Origin of the sequence: Nostoc sp. JL33 (assembly GCF_017114985.1) — a bacterium.
Classification (GTDB): domain Bacteria; phylum Cyanobacteriota; class Cyanobacteriia; order Cyanobacteriales; family Nostocaceae; genus Nostoc.
In genome coordinates this window covers 1-21,718 of the sequence record NZ_JABXKP010000036.1, presented here as the reverse complement: position 1 = coordinate 21,718, position 21,718 = coordinate 1, and the positions used below count along the sequence as shown (strand labels likewise).

Annotated in this window: 27 protein-coding genes; 12 read left to right on the top strand and 15 right to left on the bottom strand. The window is 41.5% G+C overall.

The features are described from left to right. Positions 1-6: 6 nt before the first annotated feature. The 3 genes from HWQ23_RS08535 to HWQ23_RS08525 all read left to right on the top strand — a co-directional run bounded on the left by HWQ23_RS08535 (position 7) and on the right by HWQ23_RS08525 (position 1,717). The gene (locus HWQ23_RS08535; protein ID WP_292826379.1) at positions 7-309 is read left to right on the top strand and encodes a hypothetical protein; all 303 of its coding nucleotides are present in this window, start codon (positions 7-9) and stop codon (positions 307-309) included. Positions 310-612: 303 nt separating this feature from the next. Next, on the top strand, positions 613-903 hold the full coding sequence (locus HWQ23_RS08530; protein ID WP_292826376.1) for an AAA family ATPase: 291 nt from the start codon (positions 613-615) through the stop codon (positions 901-903). Continuing rightward, positions 884-1,717 carry an aldo/keto reductase gene (locus HWQ23_RS08525; RefSeq protein WP_292826373.1) on the top strand — a complete coding sequence of 278 codons (834 nt, stop codon included), beginning with the start codon at positions 884-886 and terminating at the stop codon, positions 1,715-1,717. The genes HWQ23_RS08530 and HWQ23_RS08525 overlap by 20 nt, the downstream gene beginning before the upstream one ends. A 410-nt stretch (positions 1,718-2,127) precedes the next feature. Here the strand turns inward: HWQ23_RS08525 and HWQ23_RS08520 are convergent, their stop codons facing one another. The 5 genes from HWQ23_RS08520 to HWQ23_RS08500 all read right to left on the bottom strand — a co-directional run bounded on the left by HWQ23_RS08520 (position 2,128) and on the right by HWQ23_RS08500 (position 5,727). Then, a complete protein-coding gene (locus tag HWQ23_RS08520) occupies positions 2,128-2,400 on the bottom strand; it encodes a hypothetical protein (protein WP_292826370.1) in 273 nt (90 codons plus the stop codon). A 357-nt stretch (positions 2,401-2,757) separates the two neighbouring features. Beyond that, positions 2,758-3,189, bottom strand: coding sequence for a sunset domain-containing protein (locus tag HWQ23_RS08515; protein WP_292826366.1), 432 nt, complete (start codon positions 3,187-3,189; stop codon positions 2,758-2,760). 48 nt (positions 3,190-3,237) lie between these two features. Beyond that, a complete protein-coding gene (locus tag HWQ23_RS08510) occupies positions 3,238-3,588 on the bottom strand; it encodes a phospholipid-binding protein (RefSeq protein ID WP_292826363.1) in 351 nt (116 codons plus the stop codon). 214 nt (positions 3,589-3,802) lie between these two features. Continuing rightward, complete coding sequence (locus HWQ23_RS08505; RefSeq protein WP_292826361.1) at positions 3,803-4,444, bottom strand: phosphatase PAP2 family protein; 642 nt, start codon at positions 4,442-4,444, stop codon at positions 3,803-3,805. A gap of 95 nt (positions 4,445-4,539) precedes the next feature. Then, on the bottom strand, positions 4,540-5,727 hold the full coding sequence (locus HWQ23_RS08500) for a DUF2252 domain-containing protein (RefSeq protein WP_292826358.1): 1,188 nt from the start codon (positions 5,725-5,727) through the stop codon (positions 4,540-4,542). A 328-nt stretch (positions 5,728-6,055) separates the two neighbouring features. Here HWQ23_RS08500 and HWQ23_RS08495 point away from each other — a divergent pair, with 328 nt between their 5' ends. From HWQ23_RS08495 to HWQ23_RS08480, 4 genes are all read left to right on the top strand, one after another. Beyond that, positions 6,056-6,220 carry a hypothetical protein gene (locus tag HWQ23_RS08495; protein ID WP_292826355.1) on the top strand — a complete coding sequence of 55 codons (165 nt, stop codon included), beginning with the start codon at positions 6,056-6,058 and terminating at the stop codon, positions 6,218-6,220. A 56-nt stretch (positions 6,221-6,276) separates the two neighbouring features. Then, a complete protein-coding gene (locus HWQ23_RS08490) occupies positions 6,277-6,411 on the top strand; it encodes a hypothetical protein (RefSeq protein WP_292826353.1) in 135 nt (44 codons plus the stop codon). A 142-nt stretch (positions 6,412-6,553) separates the two neighbouring features. Further along, positions 6,554-6,808 (top strand): hypothetical protein, encoded by a 255-nt coding sequence (locus HWQ23_RS08485; protein ID WP_292826350.1) that lies wholly within the window; start codon positions 6,554-6,556, stop codon positions 6,806-6,808. A 165-nt stretch (positions 6,809-6,973) separates the two neighbouring features. Continuing rightward, a complete protein-coding gene (locus HWQ23_RS08480; protein ID WP_292826347.1) occupies positions 6,974-7,183 on the top strand; it encodes a hypothetical protein in 210 nt (69 codons plus the stop codon). Positions 7,184-7,262: 79 nt separating this feature from the next. Here HWQ23_RS08480 and HWQ23_RS08475 read toward each other — a convergent pair whose 3' ends face one another. Both HWQ23_RS08475 and HWQ23_RS08470 read right to left on the bottom strand, forming a co-directional pair. Next, on the bottom strand, positions 7,263-9,536 hold the full coding sequence (locus HWQ23_RS08475) for a beta strand repeat-containing protein (protein ID WP_292826345.1): 2,274 nt from the start codon (positions 9,534-9,536) through the stop codon (positions 7,263-7,265). 340 nt (positions 9,537-9,876) lie between these two features. Continuing rightward, positions 9,877-10,095: a hypothetical protein gene (locus HWQ23_RS08470; protein WP_292826342.1), complete on the bottom strand. Its 219-nt coding sequence runs from the start codon at positions 10,093-10,095 to the stop codon at positions 9,877-9,879. A gap of 659 nt (positions 10,096-10,754) precedes the next feature. Between HWQ23_RS08470 and HWQ23_RS08465 the strand changes: the two genes are divergently transcribed. Further along, positions 10,755-11,306 carry a hypothetical protein gene (locus HWQ23_RS08465; protein WP_292826339.1) on the top strand — a complete coding sequence of 184 codons (552 nt, stop codon included), beginning with the start codon at positions 10,755-10,757 and terminating at the stop codon, positions 11,304-11,306. A gap of 193 nt (positions 11,307-11,499) precedes the next feature. On the opposite strand, the gene HWQ23_RS08460 is transcribed toward HWQ23_RS08465, so the two are convergent. The 6 genes from HWQ23_RS08460 to HWQ23_RS08435 all read right to left on the bottom strand — a co-directional run bounded on the left by HWQ23_RS08460 (position 11,500) and on the right by HWQ23_RS08435 (position 17,654). Beyond that, complete coding sequence (locus tag HWQ23_RS08460; protein WP_292826336.1) at positions 11,500-12,447, bottom strand: PDDEXK family nuclease; 948 nt, start codon at positions 12,445-12,447, stop codon at positions 11,500-11,502. A 220-nt stretch (positions 12,448-12,667) separates the two neighbouring features. Next, entirely contained in the window at positions 12,668-14,938 is a 2,271-nt protein-coding gene (locus HWQ23_RS08455) for an NERD domain-containing protein (protein WP_292826333.1), read from the bottom strand. A gap of 148 nt (positions 14,939-15,086) precedes the next feature. Next, positions 15,087-15,335 (bottom strand): helix-turn-helix domain-containing protein, encoded by a 249-nt coding sequence (locus HWQ23_RS08450; protein WP_292826330.1) that lies wholly within the window; start codon positions 15,333-15,335, stop codon positions 15,087-15,089. Positions 15,336-15,660: 325 nt separating this feature from the next. After that, positions 15,661-15,972, bottom strand: a complete 312-nt coding sequence (locus HWQ23_RS33625) for a TRADD-N-associated membrane domain-containing protein (protein WP_375466675.1) — start codon at positions 15,970-15,972, stop codon at positions 15,661-15,663. 347 nt (positions 15,973-16,319) lie between these two features. Next, on the bottom strand, positions 16,320-17,243 hold the full coding sequence (locus tag HWQ23_RS08440) for a methyl-accepting chemotaxis protein (protein ID WP_292826324.1): 924 nt from the start codon (positions 17,241-17,243) through the stop codon (positions 16,320-16,322). A gap of 12 nt (positions 17,244-17,255) precedes the next feature. Continuing rightward, positions 17,256-17,654, bottom strand: a complete 399-nt coding sequence (locus tag HWQ23_RS08435) for a PadR family transcriptional regulator (protein WP_292826321.1) — start codon at positions 17,652-17,654, stop codon at positions 17,256-17,258. 312 nt (positions 17,655-17,966) lie between these two features. Here HWQ23_RS08435 and HWQ23_RS08430 point away from each other — a divergent pair, with 312 nt between their 5' ends. From HWQ23_RS08430 to HWQ23_RS08420, 3 genes are all read left to right on the top strand, one after another. Continuing rightward, positions 17,967-18,416, top strand: coding sequence for a hypothetical protein (locus tag HWQ23_RS08430; RefSeq protein ID WP_292826318.1), 450 nt, complete (start codon positions 17,967-17,969; stop codon positions 18,414-18,416). A 161-nt stretch (positions 18,417-18,577) separates the two neighbouring features. Then, positions 18,578-19,063: a DUF4174 domain-containing protein gene (locus tag HWQ23_RS08425; RefSeq protein WP_292826315.1), complete on the top strand. Its 486-nt coding sequence runs from the start codon at positions 18,578-18,580 to the stop codon at positions 19,061-19,063. A gap of 68 nt (positions 19,064-19,131) precedes the next feature. Continuing rightward, a complete protein-coding gene (locus tag HWQ23_RS08420; RefSeq protein WP_292826312.1) occupies positions 19,132-19,479 on the top strand; it encodes a hypothetical protein in 348 nt (115 codons plus the stop codon). A gap of 4 nt (positions 19,480-19,483) precedes the next feature. Here HWQ23_RS08420 and HWQ23_RS08415 read toward each other — a convergent pair whose 3' ends face one another. Continuing rightward, positions 19,484-19,906 (bottom strand): hypothetical protein, encoded by a 423-nt coding sequence (locus tag HWQ23_RS08415; protein ID WP_292826309.1) that lies wholly within the window; start codon positions 19,904-19,906, stop codon positions 19,484-19,486. 370 nt (positions 19,907-20,276) lie between these two features. Here HWQ23_RS08415 and HWQ23_RS08410 point away from each other — a divergent pair, with 370 nt between their 5' ends. Next, positions 20,277-20,681: a nuclease A inhibitor family protein gene (locus HWQ23_RS08410; protein WP_292826306.1), complete on the top strand. Its 405-nt coding sequence runs from the start codon at positions 20,277-20,279 to the stop codon at positions 20,679-20,681. Between the two features lie 7 nt (positions 20,682-20,688). Here the strand turns inward: HWQ23_RS08410 and HWQ23_RS08405 are convergent, their stop codons facing one another. After that, positions 20,689-21,531 carry a DNA/RNA non-specific endonuclease gene (locus HWQ23_RS08405; RefSeq protein WP_375466674.1) on the bottom strand — a complete coding sequence of 281 codons (843 nt, stop codon included), beginning with the start codon at positions 21,529-21,531 and terminating at the stop codon, positions 20,689-20,691. Positions 21,532-21,718: the final 187 nt, after the last annotated feature.

The window sequence follows — 21,718 nt, the reverse complement described above, 5'->3', positions numbered from 1 at the left end:
ACGTTTATGAAACTTCCAAAAGTCTACAATTATAACGATAACATTAAACGAATTACCGTAAATATTGAATTCAACCTAGATTACTCATGTATAATCTCGTGTATATCTGAAGAATTTGAGGCTTATCACACAGAGAGTTTAGATGATTTTTTAGATGATTTAACACCTCAAAAACTTATAAAATACCTCAAGAGGAACCTTAAAGAAAAGGGCGAAGAAACTTTTTATAATTGGGATAAAGAGATAGCCAATGATCCCAGAGTCAACGAACTCATTGATAAATGCTTCCCAGGATTACGAGATAATTAAGATTAAAACTCTAGAATTTTTATACCGATATTTTGCTGCTGTAACGTCTAATCTGTACTTTCGGAGTTTGTAGGAAACGGATTAATCTGCTTGGCGTACTTTTGATAAGTGTTAGTGCAAGTGCAAAAATCGATAAGGCTTAAATACTGTCCCAACAGAAGACTTTGAGATTCCATCATCAACCGCCAATACTACTAAAATATCAGTTATTTGCTAAAAACATAATTTTTCTAAAATAGCTTTAACTACACAACAAAATTAGAATAAAATTGAATTAACAATAACATATATATTTTACATTTAATGATTAGCTCATTACGGCTGCTAAATTTTAAAGCATTTGAAAATCAATTAGTTGAATTCAAATCGCTTACCCTACTCTCTGGTTATAATAACACTGGTAAATCCTCTGTGTTGCAAGCACTATCACTGCTACATCAATCTTACCAACAAGGTTTGCTACAAAGCACTGGTTTATTGCTCAATGGGAACTTGGTAAATATTGGTAGAGCATGGGACGCTTTGTATGAAAATGCAAAAGAAGACTATATTGGATTTGAGCTAAGTTTTACAAATGAAACTAAAGGAATATGACACAGCTGATGTTTATTCCAAATGGGTTGCGGGAAATATTGGTGGAGAGTCTGAGACAATTTTAGGAAAATGGCTCATTTCTCGTGGTCATCGTGACCAAGTGGTGATTGCAACTAAGGTTGGCAACGATATGGGTGTTAAAGGCAAAGGGCTTTCTCGTAAACACATTCAACAAGCTGTTGAAGACTCATTGCAAAGGTTACAAACTGATTATATTGATCTATATCAATCGCATATCGACGATGAAAACACTCCACTTGAAGAAACTCTTGAAACCTACGGGGAATTGATTCGTCAGGGAAAAGTACGTGCAATTGGTGCTTCAAACTATAGTGCAGAGCGTTTATTACAGGCATTAGAAATTAGCCGTCAATATGGTTATCCTCGGTACGAAAGCCTTCAGCCCCGTTATAACTTGTATGACCGAGATGGTTATGAGCAGGATTTACAACAAATTTCCCAAGAACACTCAATTGGTGTGATTAGCTATTCTTCTCTGTGCAGTGGCTTTCTCTCTGGTAAATATCGCTCAGAAAAAGATTTGTCTATTAGTCTGCGTGGTAGTTCTGTAAAAAGATATTTAAACCCTCGTGGTTTGCGAATTCTAAAGGCAATTGATCAGGTGGCAAAGACTTATAATTCTACTCCCACCCAAATTTCTCTGGCGTGGCTCATTGCTAATCCTACCATTACCGCACCTATTGTTAGTGCAACAAAGGTTGAGCAACTCAACGATATCATCAAAGCTGTCAATATAAAGCTCGACCAAGATGCTATTGATCTTCTCAATCAAGCCAGTTCCTCAAATACCTAGTTCAATAAACTGTGATATTGCTTATATTCTTTGAATAGTCCAGATTAGCAGATGGGAGCGATGTCTACGACGGGCTGCGCCTACGCTCTTTTTTCCTCTAAGAAAAAGTTGAAGTTCAAAGGTTCTGGCAATTTGGCATAACTTATCTCTGAATTGCAGTTTAAATGAGATATCAACAGAACGGAATAGCCACAAATCGCCAGTTGTTGACCCAACGCTGTAGAACTCAGCACCCAACTTACAGCACTCGGTCATCGCAACTCTTGGAGACGCGCAAGGGACGCCACAACTGGCTAGTAATGCACTAGAAAATAAATAGTAAATGTGCGTAGTTTACCGCCGTAGGTATCGCTCTTTTTTCCTCGCTTGATTGGGTGGGGGCGATCGCAGAGCAAGTAAAAATTCAAATTTTAGTGATGAAGACGAGCTTGGCGCTCACGTAATTCACGAGCCTTTTGTTCACGAGCTTGGCGCTCACGCAATTCACGAGCTTTTTGTTCACGAAGCTGCTGTTCATGCAATTGACGCTCACGAATTAGTTTAGCGTTATTAAAAGCAATAGTATTAGTATTTAAATGATCATTGCGAAAATTCACAACAGAAGCATTAGCATGAGTTGAAAGAGCAGCAATTGAAACAGAAGCTAATAAACCACCAAGAAGAAGAGATTTTAAGCGGTTCATATATCCTTTAGTCCTTGTTTTACTTAACTTGTATATTGCCAATATATTCTGCATAATCAAGAAAAGATATCTAGCAAATGTCACTACTTAAACATGACTAAAGTCACTGAGTGCGATCGCAAATCAGCAGGCAGTTTGCACAATCGCTCATCAATCAGTGCCACTATTTATCTACTACCCTTCTAACTCTCGTAGCAGTGCATCATTTATCCTTTGTGCCTTGAGATTGCCCAAATCCCTTTGCACACATAGCACTGCCTCAACATTTATGCGATCGCAGACGCGATTTTAACAGAATTGGTGCGGCAATGAGCAGGAGCGAAAGCAGGATGTATTTGAAAATTTGCCCTGTTTAGATCACTTAGGCGCACGGAAACCAGCTTTTTGTGCTGTTGCTGGGTCTTTAAAACAAATATCCGGCTTGACTTTTTCATAATCTAAGGTTTTGGGAAGGTGATAAATGTTGCCTCTCTTATTTGTAATCTTGCCTTTTACCTGTGCATCACTTGGGCAAGTTGTTTGGTTTTGTGGTTTCACTCCGAGATTTTGTGCTGCTGCTAAAACTGCTGTTTTATTCGCCGATGCTGGCTTCTTAGAGCTAGAAGTTGTATTTCCAGGGACAGGACTAGCTGCTGTACTAGGAACAGGACTAGCTGGAGCAACAGCAGTTGGTGTTTGAGACGTAGTACTAGTAGATTCTTCAGGTTTTTTTCCACAACTACTTAGCACCAGCACTGTAAATAATGTCACTACCATGCTCAGTTTACGAGGTTTAAGTTGATTGTTCATTGCCGTTAATTCTTGCTCCTCATCCTCTAATATTTAATTCCCAATATTTTACCCGATACTGACTTCATCACTCTGCACATCACTAGCGCCACTCACCCCTCTGGCAGTCTCCACCAATTGTGCCAATATCTCTTGTGTTGCTACTTCTCCCTTTAAAACTACGCTACTTCCCAACTGAGCAACATAGACAGAATCAATCTCATCAAATTGCGAGTCTTCGTCAAAAGCTAGGGCTACTCTTTTTGCTAAACCACTTTGGTCATATTCTCCATTTAGTCCGATTCGTTCCAGAGGAATAGTTTCCCCCGATTCGGAATCGTCAGCAATTAGAGTCGGATCTGGGTTAACTTGAGCATCTTCTGGTAATTCAAGTCCAAACAGTCTTTGTAACCAACCCATAACTGTAATTTCTCTTATCGTACAGATTTAAATACAGTTAATTATTGCACTGATCTGCGCTCTGAACGCTCAACAGCAGTCTCACAGTTCTTTCCTTCACTCACTATCAGGTTTGTTATCTGAATCTATTAGTGCTTAGTACGAAAAATTATCAGTCAACCCATACATGAACATTTGTTGCATGAGTTCCTCCCGATTGAACGTACTTTGTTTACTATTGATATCTCTGGCGAACTTGATGTGGGTTGATTAGCACGCTGACTCCAAGTGTCCAGCCCAATGCCACCATCCATCCTGCTAATACATCACTTGGATAATGGACTCCTAGATACAAACGTGTCCAACCAATTATTAAGACAAACAGGGTTCCGATAATCAGAACAAACCAACGCCAACGGCTGTTCCAACTCAAAATGCTCAAAGCCGCCACCAAAGTCATACTAGCCATAGCATGACCACTAGGAAAGCCATAATCAAATTCTGGAGCGGGTGATGTCCACAAATGGGGACGTGCCCGGTGCAGTAATAGCTTAACCGTCTGATTAATGATTATACTGCCCACCGAGGCTGTCAAAAAGTACTCTAAAGCACGCCACCGTTGTCGAATCAGTAGGAACAGCGCAATCATTGCTGCTGCTGGGAATACCCCCCAAAACACCCCTAACTTCGTCAAGTGTGAGACAAAAACATCTAGTTTCGGTTGGGCAGTGCTGTGAATAGCTAATAATAGGGGAACATCGAAGAAAAATCCGCCTTGTTTCCAGACATCCTCTGCTAAGTCCCCAAATATCAGTAAGGGAATAAATCCGCCAAGCAGTAGGAGCAATACTGCCCTCCGGCTTCTGGTAAGGCGCATCAACTTGCTCCCGCATTAATTAATCTTTCTCTAATCCTAGCGGCATAAGTAATCAAACAGAATTAATTACATAGCAATTTTTGACTAGGCAAGATTCACGATTTTTGACAGAATTCTTGGTAATCTAGTTCTACTTGCAAAGAGTAGCTGATTGCATACTCAAGAATTTGATTACGCCAATCAGATAAGTGAGCAAACTTGATTAAATCATCTGCGATCGCAGAACCTTGTCTACCACCACTGCGTAATTGATCCCACGCTGTCACTTCACCCATTGTCTGCATCAACTTATTTAAGCGTTCTAGCTTTCCATCCCACGCCTGTAAACCCACCTGATCTTGTACTGGCTGCAACTCTCGCAAAACATAAGATTTATTCCCCTCAACTATTACCCCTAAAAGAGCAGGTGGGGTTCCTTGCACCCGTTGTTGGATAGCTACTACCCGTGCAGATTCACTCGACCAATCCGGCTGAGGTAGTGTTAAATAGGGTTGTAATGAGGAAGTTTTTGTTTGCTTCAAATCTAATAGATAATTACCATCAGGAGAACCTTTCCCTTCTACCAAAACTGCATAACGTTCTAACCCTAAACTACCTGTACCAGCTATTCGCTGTTGTACATCTAAAACTTGATAAAAATTCGCATCTATTTCTGTAGATTTGTGCCAATTGGAGATGAGTTTTGTGATTTTTTGCTGTGATGATTCTGTAGCTTCAAGAATGTGTTTATCGTCAATAATTAAGTACCGCTTACCTTTCTTTGACTTGGTGTGCTGCTCTAAAAATTCTGGACGAAGGCGGTTTTTTAAACTTTTTAATAAATCTTTAACTAAGCCCGAAGCGGTTTCCTTTTCTACACTTCTAGCAGTACCTTTAGCTAAAGCATTGCTGTAAGCATCAAGAAAGTAATTGCTTAAATGCAATGCTTCTGATTCATTCACCTTCAGCGCGTGAGAGCCAACTATCACACTAGTAATAAACCTCACAACATCCCAGGTGCAAGGAGCAAGACATGCTTCGTCAAAATCATTAAGATCAAAGTAAACTAATCGGTTATCACCTTTATAACTACCAAAGTTTTCCAGGTGCAAGTCACCACAAATCCATACTGGCGGGCCTGCATTCAGTGGGGAATCTTTAGGGAAGTCTTCGTAAAATAAATGACATGTGCCGCGATAAAAAGTAAAAACATCAGAACGCATTGCCTTGTATTTTAATTCAAGCAGTTTTGGGTTGCGTCCAAGGTTAAAGCGATGAATTCTGTCAATGATATTGTTTGTCATGATTTTTGGCTCTTGAAATGAATGGTCTGGTGACTTATCATTACCCATTGATGGCAGAGTAATTTGAAGAAGGCAGTTCAATCTTGAGGCACTTATGTTGCAATGAGCGATGCCCTTCTCTACGTTCGCGCAGCGTGTCGCAGACAGACGCTGCACGTAGCAAGATCCCGTTCGCCCCTGGCGTCCCGTAGGGAAGGGTACGGCGCAGGCTCAGGGTAAGACCTACGGCGGCAAGCAACGCACCTACTGCTATTTTTTCCTCTAAGAATAAAAAGCGATGTCTACTTTAAGGGGCAGTGACGCTCAATGACTCGCTCTCCGTGGCGCTATGAGTGATGCTTTGGCTAATATCCCATTGGAACTACAAGAGGTTCAATCATTAAATGAGAATCAGGCTTTGAAAGATGATTTAAGTTCAGAAGATGGCGCTCATTTAAATAATCAGGGAATAAATATTTATCGGCAGGCTTTATTAAAGATTCTAGGTAAATAACGAGATTTGATTAACATCACACAACCAAAAATCAATCTCAGTGAACTCAATGCGTAATGAACAATCAACTCAAACCTCGACAACTGAGCATAGTGCTGACGTTATTTACGGTGCTGATGCTAGGTAGTTATGGTACCAAACTTGAAGAATCTACTAGCACTACGCCTCAAACACCAACTGCTGTAGAATAACTCAGCAGCCAACGAAAAGCGCTCGGTCATCGCAACTCTTGGAGACGCGCAAGGGACGCCACAACTGGCTAGTAATTTACTAGAAAACACATAGTAATAGATAAGTCTATCTACCCATGCGATCGCTCCTTTCCTCGCTTGAATGATGTGCGATGTTTACGACGGCAAGCTACGCTTTAGTTGTTATCGCTGCTCTCAAAAATTGGTAGAGTTAATAAGACTACCCAACAGCTTTGGGGAATATCGTCGGCAATGCCCATCTACAGAAAACGCGGGAGCAAACAATTGGGACGAAATAGCGCAAGTATCAAACAAGCAGCCCAGTGGCGCTGTCGGCACTGCGGACAAAGGTGTTTTACGACAAGAGCGAAAAGCCAAAGGGATTGTCCCGTTCTGAATGGACAGTAATGACGCTTTCGGTACACCATGCCAATTTTACGCCTGAAGATAACCGACTTGAAAATCTAATCCCGCTCTGCACCCCATGCCATATTTCACTGCATAGTCGGGCGCGAAGGCGGTCAAATACCTCACCTGGTTAGTTAGAATTGCCACTTTACCAATGAATACAGCACTTCCGGCAGCTATGGGGTACATCCTCAAAGCTGAAAGCTATGCTAGGAGAGGGGCAAGAAGAAAAACTGTATTGCATAATAGCGGGAAGCGCTGTAACGACATTGTGATTTTTATTATCAGTGCTGGTCTGCTTGTGATGTATCTGGTGTTCTCGGCATTGACCGAGATGGGGACAAAGCTACCGTGGAACAAGTAGGTGTTGGGAGTTAGAACTAAACTATGCTAATAATTGTCAGTTCTTGAGAAACAGAGGGGTATGGACACTATACCCATACTTAAACTCTCACCACTGAACCTTTAGTGATGAATTTACCTACAAGATTATCAAGCTTGATAAACTTATTTGAATCCTCTTCGGGTGTGTCAAAGTTACAAGCGATGGTGCTGTAGTCTATTGTGGCCGTGGCATAGCTAGAGTCAGAGTTGTAAATCCCGCCACCCTTGCCAGACTCTTCTTGACCAGAACTGAGTTCGATCCCGAAAGCTTTATTGTGCCTGATAATGCTGTTGCCTACTGTTAAGGTGGCATTGTTGTATATCCCAGCGCCGAAGTGTGCCTGATTGCCAGTTATACTGCTATAACTCACCTTAACGATGCCTAAGCCATCGTATGTAATATTAGCGAACAAACCACTGCCTTTAGGGTATTCCACCATCTTGCCAAAGTCTTGGTCAGGATTATTGTAGATGCCACCGCCGGCAGTAAGTGCCGTATTGCCATTAATGCTGCTATGAGTCACGGTAACAATACCTAATGTATTGTACTTGTAGGAATCGTTAATAAAGTCAGTGTAGGAGAGGCTGAATTCGTTAGAGCTAGAGTTGTAGATCCCACCACCGTAGTCCCTGGCATAGTTATCACTAATGCTGCTGTAACTCACTGATAGGATACCATTATTGTAGATGCCGCCTCCACTAGAGGCAGAATTGTTACTAATAATGCTATTAATCACTGTTAGGTTGCCATAAGCTACATTATCAGGTTCTCTGTAGCCGGGGTAAGTAAAGCCTCCGTTATAGATGCCGCCGCCGTTTGTCCCCGAATCAATAACGTTCGGTTCAGCAAGGTCGGGGTCGGGAGGGGGTGCAGGGGAGGCAGGGGGTGCAGGGGAGGCAAGGGATGTTGAATTGCCACTTATGATGCTATTACTCAGGGTTATAATACCCAAATTATAGATGCCGCCGCCGTCTGCCCCTGCCGAATTGCCACTAATGATGCTGTTAGTCACATTTATAGTGCTGGACGTGAAATTAGGAATATCATTCTGCACTTCGGAATAATTATAGATGCCGCCGCCGTCTGCTCCTGCCGAATTGTTACTGATGATGCTGTTAATTACATTTAAAGTATTAGGGGTTAAGCCGGGAATAGATATGATGATCGCGCCAGTAGTATCATAGCTCCCGCCGCCGCCGGCACCATCATAGATCCCACCGCCGTTGCCTTTTAGTGCCGAGTTGCCACTAATGATACTATTACTCACGGTTATAGTAATACCACTGTAGGCGTCTTCGTAGTCGCCAACACCGATCCCGCCGCCACTAAAACTTGCCGTGTTGTCACTAATACTGCTATTACTAACTGATAAAGTTTGGCTATCCTCCGAAATGTCAATGTAGATGCCGCCGCCGTTATTTGCAGTGTTGCCACTGATGATGCTGTTGTTCACTGTTGTATTGCTATAATAGCGGCCTTCGATCCCGCCGCCGCTATTTGCAGTATTGTTACTGATGATGCTGTAGTTCACGGTCAAGCTGTCAGTATTGTAAATGCCGCCGCCACTGCCGTAGAAGTTGCCGATGCTGGCACTGCCGCCATTTGCAGTGTTGTTACTGATGATGCTGTGATTCACGATCAGGCTGCCACCAGTGTTGTAAATTCCGCCGCCGAGACCAGTACTTGCTGTGTTGCCAGCGATGGTGCTGTAGTTAACGGTTGTTATGGTGGGATTACTATAGTTGCTTTCGATGCCGCCGCCACCGCTACTTGCAGTGTTGTCAGTGATGCTGCTGTGGTTGACTGTTAGGCTGCCAGTGTTGTAAATACCGCCCCCGCCATCAAGTGCTGTGTTGTTACTGATGATGCTGTGATTCACGGTCAGGCTGCCAGTGTTGTAAATGCCGCCGCCCTGGCCGAGGAGGTATCCGCCATCTGTTGTGTTGATCTTTGCGCTGTTGCCAGTGATGATGCTATTGCTCAAGGTCAGGATGCCTTCATTGGATATGGCACCTCCTCCTCCTGTGCCATCGTAGCTATTGGTAATAGTCAGCCCGTTGATTGCAGATGTTACACCTTTGCCAATGTCAAAAACACGGTCAGCAGTATCATCCTTAATTGTTAGTAAGCTGGCATTTATGCCTTCAATGGTCAGGTTATCTGTGATACTCAGACTACTACCAGTCAGATTGATGGTATGAGCGATCGCATCAGAAAACAGTCCACCAAAATTGATGATATTTGTTCCGCCAGCGAGATCGGCATTTAGAATTTGCTGCCGCAGTGAACCTGCACCACTGTTATTAGTATTAGTGACGGTAAATGTAGACATTGATATGACTCCAATTTTTTTATCGTTGTATAAAAATTGATATCAAGAATCATGCTGATAATACTACGAATATGCAAGTATTTTTTCTACTGCTCACCCGTAGTAAGAGAGCAAAGTCAAGAAAGAAAAACTGCGATGGTCGCTTTTCGTTCCGCCGTAGGCATCGCCCTACTGGTCTGCCAACCCCAAAATGCGCTTTTTCGGATTGGGGTGTATATAAAAGGTTAAAGGAAAAGTGTTTTCTCCCTTTCCCCAATAAATAACCAAGTTCACTCAAGGGCGAACTACTAAGCGTGAGATTTAGCACCAAAAATACCTAAATCTCACGCTTAGTTCGTGGTTAGTAATACTGATAATGACCCTTAACCCATACGCGATGGTGATTTCTTGTTATCCAACGCCCACGTATCCACCGACGACGCTGGGTAAGTCTTGCAAGTAATGTTCCGACTTGTGGTTTTTGAACATTCGGGTTGACTACTGAGAGTGCTGATGCCTGTTTTGGCATGGAGGCAACCAACACTGGTATTGCCACTATTGCTGCAATAATCCTGTTCATGAATCTTTTTCCTTTATTGAACTCTTGTAATTAAGCCAGTTAATTTTTTGACTTAATTGTGATGAATTTAACTAGATTAATTCATTAACTAACAGTTCTTTTTTTTTAAAGATTTTATTTAGACTTATGTCAATGTTGTGTCATCACTATGTCTTATGTGTATACATTCAATTCCGATGAGAGCGTCATTTACATCATTACTAGCCACAGGTGAGAGCATCGACAACGCCGCCACCGCTCCCAACACTCACTGAAGATTAGCTGTATCTCTGACTGCGTTAGAACTTTGGCACGTCCATGCCGATTTTTTTTATCGCGCTGACTGTAGACCCTGTGATCCACAGCCTACAACGTTTTGACACATGATTTGCTCCCCTCTTTGACCAAGATTAGCGATCGCGCCAAGGCAAACGCCCAATCGCTAGTAAATTGCACAGGTGCGCCCCGCCCCGGTCTAAACTATGGCTAGCGACACCGAGCAAGCAGCCCGCCAACTCTTGGAGACGCTCCGCGTAGCAAGATCCACGTTCGCGTAGCGTCCCGTAGGGAAGTGGTACGGCATCGCTCGTTTTCAGTTTCTTAGAGGAAACCCTTAAGACCTAAAATACTGGTGTGGTTAATCACTACCAGATTGTCTTGGAGAAAAACTTAGATTTAATATGAATGAAAGTTTAGCAGCCACACTAGGGGAATTACAAGCACAAATATATTGGCTACATGATGCTGAGGAGTTTGCAGAATTAGCATCAGCAGCAGCTACCATATATATGAAACTTGGTTATACTCAACAGCAGGCAGAAACGGCAGGTAAGTTAATTAGTCAGGCTTATCAATTATCTGATGATGCTGTTTTCGCCCAAAAAGCAGATGATTTTGACAAAGAAATGCAGTTTTATCATCAAGTTAAAGATAAATTAACCCAAGTAGAAACTACATTAGTTTATCAAACCAGCATTGCCATACATCAAATGAAATGGTGGATGTATTTTCGTCATAAACAAAAATTACAAATTCTGCTCCACTTATTTTTACAAAATTTTAAAGCGGTAGGGTTGATTAATTTACTTACTGCTATTAAACTTACATATTTTCTAATGGAAATAGGCAGAGTTCACAAATCGCGTGACATAGAAACCACCAAACACAATGCTATACGATACTGGACAGAATTATTGACAATCAAACCGCCACAATATCCTTATCTTGGTTAAACTGCTTATTTTTAGGCTTGAGCGCGATTGGTAAACTACGCATCCTTAACTTATCCTCTAAGAATCGAGTGAGGGCGATCGCTTTCCTCGCTTGAATGAAGGATAAACACAATCAAATTACTGCTACTTTACCTAATACCGTCTCCAAACGGCTGGTAAATTCTGATGGGCGATCGCACCTCCTGTAGGAGAGCTATTTACAATATTTCTTGCGATAACTACTTGTTGCCATCTGCATTGCTTCAGCTTGTGTCCACTGCTTCATAGGTTGTAGCTCTGAAAAGCTGGCAAACTGATTCAAAATCAAGTTATTTTCTGTAACTTGAGCAATGATTTGGGCGACGGTCTTGCAGCAGCTGTCAGGACAACGGACAATTTGCTCCTCACTGAAGCGGATTACAACCCAACCTTTATTAATAAAGAAATTATTACGCTTGCTGTCTTTAGAAGACTCAACATAATGTGTAGGTTTTCCAGTGTGATAAACGTAAGGTTCATCTATCTCAATATCGATGCGAAGATTCAACCCTTGGTCAATATATGCAAAGTCTGGGCTGTATGGATAGTCAAAGTCAGGGATTGTGAGAGTTAGCTTTTTGTGAATTTTACCTGAGAAATGTCGATTGAGATAATTGCAAAATTGAGCTTCTGCCCAACCTTCTTTTGCTACGCCGCTATTCCCATCATGAGGTACAGTTTGACTGAGAACTTCTAGTAACAGTTTGTAGCGAAACTCTGTCACTCGTTCAGGACTGCGGGCTGCTTTAACTTCCTTTTCCTGCTCTTGTTCCTCTTGTTTGTGCCTTTTCAACTTTCTAGGATAGTCTGCCACCTCACCATCATGTTTCTGCTTGCGTTGAGGGTAGGTTGTGATTTGATGCCATGCTTGGGCTGCGATCGCTCCTGCTGTTAACAAAAACAACAATAACCCTGGCACTGTTCCACCTTGAGAGGCTATGGCAACGCTAGGCACGGTGGCGACGGTTGCCTCAACAGCAATAACTGTTGTATTCAGTTTCTGCGGTTCTGCTCCTGGTTGCTGAGGTAACGGTTCTGTGAATATGAATATGGGTTTTGGTGGCAGGGCTGACTTGACTCTCTCAATTTCCCCTGGAATCAGAATTATTGGGTATTGACTCATAAATGTAATCTGTGCAGTAGGTTAAGCAAGCGATCGCTATTTTTTCCTCGCTTGATTGGGAGCGATCCGCTCAATCATGTTAGTTTTCCCTGAAAAATGGGGGTGCGATGTCTGCGACGGGCTACGCCTACGCCTGCCTGGGGTTTCCTCTAAGAATGGGAGCGATCGCATTTCTCAACAAAGTGTAATAATTATCACGTAAAAACCAGTTAAGTTACTTTTAGTTTTGTGGAGATGCAGTAGCTAAATCCTCACCCTGTTCTTCAGTTACTCGCTTTAATGAGTTCTTATTGAAAGCAGGGAAAGTAAAGTTAGGATATTGCTCAATAGCTTTTTGTAATTCATCAAAAATAGGACTATCCAAGCCTGTAACTACACACCAAACACGGGCGCGAGTTATAGCAACAAAAGCCTCATTACGTTTGTGTAGTTCTTCTTCTTGTTTGAATAAAAGCGGTTCAGTAGCATAATTAAAACGACAAGCATAGACTTTCCATGCTTCATTACCTTTAGCACGGTAAATATTAGATATAGTTACACATTCATTAATTCTAAAAATACTAGGACTGCCATCTACACCAGCGATATAGCTTTTTATACCTTGCCCTTGTAAAGCTATTTTCATTGATGAAAAATATTCTTTTTCATAATCTCCTGATAAAGCGGTAATAACAATATCCCAAGGATCGAAACCTAATTTAATATCATTACCTACTTGTTGAGCAATCCATTTGCATTCTTCATTTTCACTACTAAATGTTTTAACTACTAGACTTGAACCTACAGCGTCTTTTAATTCAAAATCTTTCTGATCTATTGGATGCGGACTTTCAGAATCAGGGCGAGTAATAGTAACTGGTTTTCCTACAGCTTGAAAGTTACCTTCTAAAATTTCATAACCTAAAGCTTCCCACTGATTCTTACGGGTAACTGCTTGTAAAGCTCCACCTTCTCGAAATAACCCCATATTAATAGCATGAGCAGTCATCAATAAAAATCGAGGAGTACGATAGCATTTCTTCATTCTATGACCTTTAAGAATACCACCCTCATAATTTCCGCGAAGATCGACTACTAAACTTCCATCAGGATTTCTACCAAAAATAGTATCTGCGTCAGGAACAATCAGAGAACCAATTCCTTGAGCTTCATCATAAGCCCAGTAAAGCCTTACTGGATCAGATAAAATTTGATAAGCTAATTGATACAAAATAGGAGGTAAATCTTGTCCTTCGTCTATTAGCAGTGCATCATATAAACTAGGAAATAAATCGAATTGTAATGATTCTGGAAAAAAGGTATCAAACTTTTTCTTATTCTCTAAAATATCATTATCTTTAAAGGAAATAATTTCAGATATTAACTCAATATTAATACTATATTTTTCTGGATTTTGGTTTTTTATTTGAGTGATTCTATCTCGAAGTAAGGATAGACAAATATATTCAAATGAATCTCCTGGTGAAGTATTACCAATTTCATTTCTTACATCATTAAGTGTTTTAGCTCTAATACCACATTTTGAAGCCAAGTCACGATAAAATCCTTGTTGATCTTTTGCTCCCCATGCGTGTAAAACTTTCAACTTCGTCCAATTTGGATCTGCATTATCAGGGTGCATTTCCCGATGATATAAAGCAATTAGCTCAAGAATTTGGTCATACAAAGAACGAGTAAAAAAGATAAAGCCTATTGTCCAGTCTGGATGTTTAATGTGTATTTTAGCGGCTCTTTTAGCTAATAAAACAGTTTTTCCTGTTCCGGCTAATCCTCGAAGACGTTGCGCTCCTTCGGGAACTTCAAAAGCAATTTTTTGTTGAGTACTATCTAAAATTTTGAGTTGAGATTCAATATATTGAATAACCCTAATTGGATTATTTGGTGGTGTACCTGTAGGAATACACCGAGGCTCTTTTGATGGCAGCGTACCTCCCAATACTCCTTTAGCAAATTCCCAATCTTTATCGCTTAATTGGCATTTTTGAGCGTTATCTGTAAGGTGCTTCCTTAATGAACTAGGAGTTAAATTTTCATAAACTAATACAACTCCCTGAGCAGATGGTAATTGATGAAATTCTTTTCCTTCCCATTCTTTTTGTTTTATATTGGGAAGTGCTACTCTAAAATGGCAATTAACTTTACCTCTCGTTTCTCTTCGTTCATCTAGTTTATTTTTTATAGCAAACATTTGGTCTTCAGCCTGAGCTACTGGTGTTTCTGATTCGTTATACCAGTTATTCATTTGCCATTCATGCCCTTGAATAGCTGAAACATTATTAATAGAATAACTTTTACACTCAATTACCCACAAACCTAACTCTTGATGAAGTATGAGTATGTCAGGTTCTCTATTCAGTCTGCCAGTACGAGTAAAAACAGGGTAACGATAGTATGCTACACCTGAATCATTTTTAAATGCTTCTTTTAACCATTCCCAAATTTTCTTTTGGGCTTCATTATTGTCAAATGCTTCAAAGGGAAAGAATTCCATAAAACTACTCCTTAATACTCCCAAACCCTTGCTGTGTATCGACCGGAATTAATTTTGAATTGGCAGCTTAAATCTGCGATCGCACCCAACAGCGTCACCGAACAGCCCCAAAAAGTAGACATCGCTCACACAAAAACTGAGCAAGCAACTAATTCCGCAAATAATTAGCCAACAAATCTTCCCCCTGACTGCCCATCTCATTAAGCTTCTGCTCAATAAGCTTCATCGCCATCGGCGAGGGTGTTGAGCGTCCATTTTCCCAACGATTAATCGTGGTATAAGTAACGCCTAGAGTGGCTGCAAATTGTTCTTGCGTTAGCGCAGCCAAAAGCCGCAGATCACGAATGATCTGCCCCACCTCTGGCTGTTTGATAGCCAAGGCTTTTTTGATAGTCATTTAACTTCTAAACTTGATTCACTGTATCTTTAGTAGCTGGTGCTATATTATCTATTACAAGTTAGTCATTTTAAAGCTGCATACACACCGTATATACACTGAAATATGTTTTTATAGTAAAATTTCTTACTTGAATGAAGGGGAGTTTTTTAAGTGATGTTGAACTTAAATTCTTAGAGGAAAAGTTGGGATGGGCGATCACCTTGCTGCGATATTTCCTTGCTTGATTGGGAGCGATCGCTTCTACTGTTAGTTTTCCCTTAAAAATGGGGGGAGCGATCGCTTCCTCTTATGGTTGCGATCGCTCCTAAAGACGCAACAGAAACTAAATTTCGGCAGCTATCTTGTCTAGTCGGTCATTAGTGTCCTTCACCAGTTGGAGGCAGCGAACACTAGAGGCTAATCCACCTGCTGCGGCAACAGATCCTTCTGTAGTCTTGCCTGATAGCAGTAGTCCAACACCGACCAAGCTGGTCACAGCAAAAGCCGCCGTCATTGCCAAAGCTAAATTAAAACTCCACCGAGCTTGACGGAGGCGTTCTTGGGCAATACTCAACTCCACTGCTGAATAGGTCTTGATGCAGCTATCGAGATTAGACACGTTTTCATCCCTAGAGGATCTATGATTTGGTAACATATACTTTCCTGCTTCTAAATTGAGCGCAATTGATTTAGGAGAAATGTTTGAGTGTCCATCTGGTAGGTCGCAACTACCAGATGGGCATTTACTTTTTGTTTCCACGGGATTAGCAACCGGTGCAATTTCGGGAAACTTTGCACTTTGGCGTTTTCTTTCGAGTTCTCGAACCATATACTAAGTGTCTTGCGTTCTTGTTAAGTGCGGACAGATTATGACTATAGGCCAAGTAGTTTTAGTATTAAAGACCAAAATTGATTACCTGTCTGAAAGTTGAGACAGTCGGGCAGGTTATTTATTTAGTAATTTGAGTTGGACGGATAGCAGTCTAGAAATAGTTTTATGATCTAAAGCCGAGGTCGGCGAACTGGTCGAAACCATTTTTGCAGTTGATAGGAAATATGCGACCAGAGTACATCTATTAATAAAAATTGCAAAGTTAGTAAATAAACATATAAGTCAGTACGCCAAGTTAATGGTTTACCTTCGTACCAAGATTTACGGTAGTCAATTAAATATGCTCGATGTTCTTCAGAAACTTTGGGAACCCAAGCTGACAGCTTTTCCCTAGAATATTTTGGTAAATTATTGTTATCTGGATTTAATGACTCGTTGATTAACTTTGAGTCTGATTCATCAACATTATCGGCAACTCCACTATCTATTATTAGAACTACTGCATCTTGGCTAAAATGTTCTACGGTCAATAGCAATTCTTCTGGAATTTTTACCCGATTTGGCAATAAATCAATCCTCATTTGTTTCGCCAGTTGTGTAGCTACTGAGTCGGTTAGCGATAAGTTAGCCCTCATTTGTTTCGACAGTTGTGTAGCTGCTGAGTCTGTTAGCGATAAGCTAGCCCTCATTTGTTTCGACAGTTGTGTAGCTGCTGAGTCTGTTAGCGATAAGCTAGCCCTCATTTGTTTCGACAGTTGTGTAGCTGCTGAGTCTGTTAGCGATAAGCTAGCCCTCATTTGTTTCGACAGTTGTGTAGCTGCTGAGTCTGTTAGCGATAAGCTAGCCCTCATTTGTTTCGACAGTTGTGTAGCTGCTGAGTCTGTTAGCGATAAGCTAGCCCTCATTTGTTGCGACAGTTGTGCTGCCATTGATTGTGTTTGTGCAATGTGAGAAAGGCTGCTCTGAATTCCAGAAATTATTTGTTGATTTTTTTGCAGTATTTGATTCATAGTTTGACGCATTTTCTCAATCTCTCTTTGCTGTTTTAAGAACTCATCACGCCAAAAATTGTATTCATCGCCTTGGTTTTGCATTTTTCTCTCTCCTTAGTTAAAAACACTAGCAATCCATCCAGAAAAACCATCTGCTATCTTACCTTCGGGAGCAGATTGTCCCTCAGCCCGTCGCGCCAACTCTCTACGGTATGCCTGAGTGCGGGAAATAGCAATTTCCCCAACAGCGGTGATGGTGTAATAGCGCCGACGTGTTGATTCTGCAACCGGATCGCCCCATTCACCTCTAATTAGTTTTTGTTCCTCCATTCGCTTCAATGTTGGATAAAGCGAACCAATTCTCAAATCTGGTATTTCATACTTTTTTCTTTGTTGGTTAAGTATCTCCAAAATCTGTAGACCATAAATTGGCTCTCCACCCATAAGAACCGTCAGCAAATCTTCTTCCAAGGCTGAAAGTATGATTACTCCTTCATCTCTATGCTTTGCCATTACCTGCTCCTTCGCGTACTACCTTATGTAAACCCTAGCAATAGCCTTAATCAGCACTTAATAGAGTTCTCTATACTTATATTACAAACTTGATATTACAAACTTGATATTAATATAGCCCAACAATTTCAAAATGGGAAGTCTGCCGGAAAATTTTTATTTGGGTGAGCGATTTCAAAGCGTTCAGGTGCTATCCAACTGATATCAAGCAAGACCTTTCGCGCACCGGATCAACATTTGGTATTTTTAAACTTCGCCAAAAATCGCTAAACTCATCGGTTTGGTTGAGGAACTTGCGGGGGGATATTCCCAATGTCACCTAAAAATTACGATCGCACTTTCTTACCCAAGCTAGGCATCGCACCTCAACAAATGGGAACCCTGGTAATAGTTGCGTTTCTCACCGTCATGAAATTCTTAAACTTCCTCAAACCCAAACCAGCCCAACCAACTATTCTATGCTACGGACAACAAAGCTGCGGCGTAGAGCCAGAGCAAATTCAATCAGTTATGGAATGGCTATTTGCTAGTTTAATGGCGGCTGAATATTTGGGTAAATCTCATATTATCTGGTACGACGACGCTAACCCAGACCCCAGCCTAGAGCAGATGATGAAGAAAGCTATGCGCTCCTGTGAACCAGTTTTTCTGTACCGTTGCGGTGGTAGGGTGCAGTCACCGCCTACTGGGTATTACTGGCGGATGATGAACGAATACCCATCAATGCGGATTTATCAGTTAGAGCTTAAGGATGGGGAATAATAGAGCCTAGTTTACCTCTGAAATACAAGCGAGGAAAAGTTACACCGAGGAAGCGATCGCTCTAAAAAGTAGACATCACACTTATTCAATCACCAGATAGAGTCAGAGTGGGAAAACTGATGATAGTTTGAGATGATGGAACGTTTCTAACAACACCCGAAGTGAATAACTCAGTATTAATCGCCCTGACCCTCACCGCGTCTATAGTCTTATCGCCAGTCAGCATTGCTGGTACTGCTCAAGGTTCAACCCTAGCCATCAAAATGTCTTCATTTAACCTCAGTTCCCAAAAATGGCAAAACCGCGTGTTACTAGTCTTTGCACCGTCTGTTGATAACCATACCTATCAGCAACAGATGCAGCTATTGCAGCAAAAAAGTGGTTTTGCAGACCGGGATTTAGTTCTCGTTCAGGTTTTGGCAACAAATAAAAGCTATGCCAATGGACAGTTAATAGATGAGTCTTCTGCTGCAAAGTTGCGCGATCGCTTTGGGGTTAATAAAGAAAATTTTCGCGTCATTTTGGTAGGCAAAGATGGTGGTGTTAAGCGCCAAGACACTACACCAGTAAGGGCGACAACAATTTTTGAGCAAATTGACGCTATGCCCATGCGCCAGCAAGAAATGCAAGAGCGAGGCAGAAAGTAACTTAAAAATTCTTAGAGTCAAAGTTAGACCAGGAGGCGATCGCTACTTGTACTAGATAAACTGGTACTATGAAAATTCCAGAGTGCGATCGCTGTCTCCTGTATGCCCATAACCCGTACCTCGTCTGTGCTGTCCATCTTGATGGGGTAGACGGTGACAGCTGCCTAGACTTCCGTGAAGACCCCAATGCCGAACCAGTAGAACTGTGGGAACCAGAAGGCGCAAGCTACTATAACGGCGAGTTGATTGTGCAACCACAGCAGAGGCGGACGCAACAGCAACAGCTAGAATTGCTAGATACCCATCCTATGTTTACTGGCAAGTGTCCTCAGTGCGGGTATGAGTTTGACCGGGATTACACAGCACGGGTGCATTGGGATTGCCCGGAGTGCGGTTGGATGGATGATACTGTATAGTGTGTCAAGAGAAATGATACAAAACATTTCCCTCTTCATTTACTTCAAAATCAGCATTAAGTTCCTTGGCTTTCTCATCTAAATATTGTTTAGCTAACTGGGTTGATATTTCAGCATTTTTCGCCAGTTGCAATACCGTTATTCTGCCAGCATTTTGCTCAATTAATTCTAAGAACACTAACTGAAGATGCTTTTGTTCTGATTCCAGAAGTAATGCTTTTTCCTTTCGATTCTGCTGCACTAAAGACCAACTCAACCAACCTCCTAGAATGGTTGACGGAATAGTAAGAATAGTTAAAGCAGCTACATCATTTTCTTTTCCTTGAGCGGGAGTTTTGGGATTGAGAATTTCTAGAATCATCACAGCAGAAAATGGAATGCCAAATAATAAAAAACATATTGCTAAAACTTTTTTAATTAGTTTCATATAACTTTTTCCCTTACTAGAGTTGGCTGGAGGAAATTCAAAAATAATGGCTCTATTATACAAGGTATAATAAAATACCTGATACCCCAATATTTTGCACAGTGTATGAGGCGATGCCTCCGGTGGTCACTGAGCTTTGTTGAAGTGCGGGCTGTGACGCTCCTGCGGACGCTCGTTCCTCGCTAACGCTAACGCTACGCTATCGGTGACGCTTGTAAATCTGCCAAGCAGCGATGCCTGCGGCGGGCGGTTACGCCATCGCCTCGGTTAATAAATGCGGCTTACGGGTGTGGTGGATGCATGGCGAGATGGATACTATTTTATGTGCGATGCCTGCCTGCGGTGGTAAACTACGCTCTATTAAGTGCTTATGACCAAAACTAATTCAGAAATTCTAGAACAGTTAAAACAAGCATCCGACGGCTTACTCATGATGAGTGAGTCTGAGTGCCCCTTAGAAGCATTCTTATGGTCAGCTACACCACCTGCTACACCAGAGAAAGTTATACAACAGACAAATCACCCTGAAGATACACCCATTAAAATCGTAGGGGTTGACGATTTTTTTCAAGTGGCGACAACTCCTGAAGACTGGCACGGCGAAGAAGAGAAAGCAACTGTCAACAAATTTAAAACGCTTGTGCAAACAATTAAATCGAGCTTAAAAAACCCGCAGGTGTATCGCTTAGGGGAAATCGAAATTGATGCTTACATCGTCGGCGAAACTCCAACAGGTGATTTAGCAGGGCTTTCTACTAAGGTTGTAGAAACTTGACAAAAACTCACTGAATATCTATCTTGTCTTCAATTGTGTTTTGAATATTTTCAGGCACATTAGACAGAAAATTATATCCTGTCAGTTCTTCGATTTGGTCAATACTAACTCTGTATTTTCTCCAGTCTGGGTCTATCCCCTGCTGATTAGGGATATTCACCGCGATCGCCCGAGTTTTTGTGGTGATGCCATTAATCCCAACACCAGGTTCCAAAACAACAACGATTTTCCAGGTTGATGCGGGAATCGTTACTTTTCCTTTGAGGGGTTCACCTTGGCTCCCTAATGGCCCGGCAATGATGTAAAGTTCTTTACCTTCTTTTGTGACAAGCTCCCTAGAGTATTGTTCTAAACCTTCCCAAGTTCTGCGATTATTATCGGGAGTCTGGGGAACCATGTTTGTCATCAAAAATGTACTAGCATTATCCTCTACGCTTTTGGTGCGGTCTGCTGATGGAATGATGTGACCTTTGTCGTATCCTGAGCCTGTGTATATAGTCGGTGTCACTCGCGCAAAATTTGTAGGCAATGTGCCGTCAGGTCGGAAGTTATTTTGACGGTCTGTAGTACCCAACCATGACTTGTTTAACTGCCAACTCACCCAATTAGGTGTACCCTTGCTGTTGTTGTAAGAGACTACATATTGTGGTTTAACCAGGAGATAATTATCAGGAGTACCGACCAGGGCGATCGCATTGCTGGGATTTCCTAAGAGCAGGTTAACGCTTGTTGAGGGTTTGACAGGTGTCGAAACTTTGGGTGTTGGCGTACATCCAATGAACAATGCAATGAAGAACACAGTAGCAGCTAATATCCGTAGATATTTACCAGGGATTAATATAAATTTGATAGTCTTCAATTTGACTTGGCTTTCTTTTTAAGAATTATCTAATATCTAAACAATAGTATGTAAGGCGATGCCTGCGGCGGTATTTCTCACGAGCGAGAAAAAAACATCTGGATTAGCCAAACTTAGGATAAATTAATTGATACATTGTTAAATTAAGCGTAGATTAAAATAATTCAGCAGTAAAAAC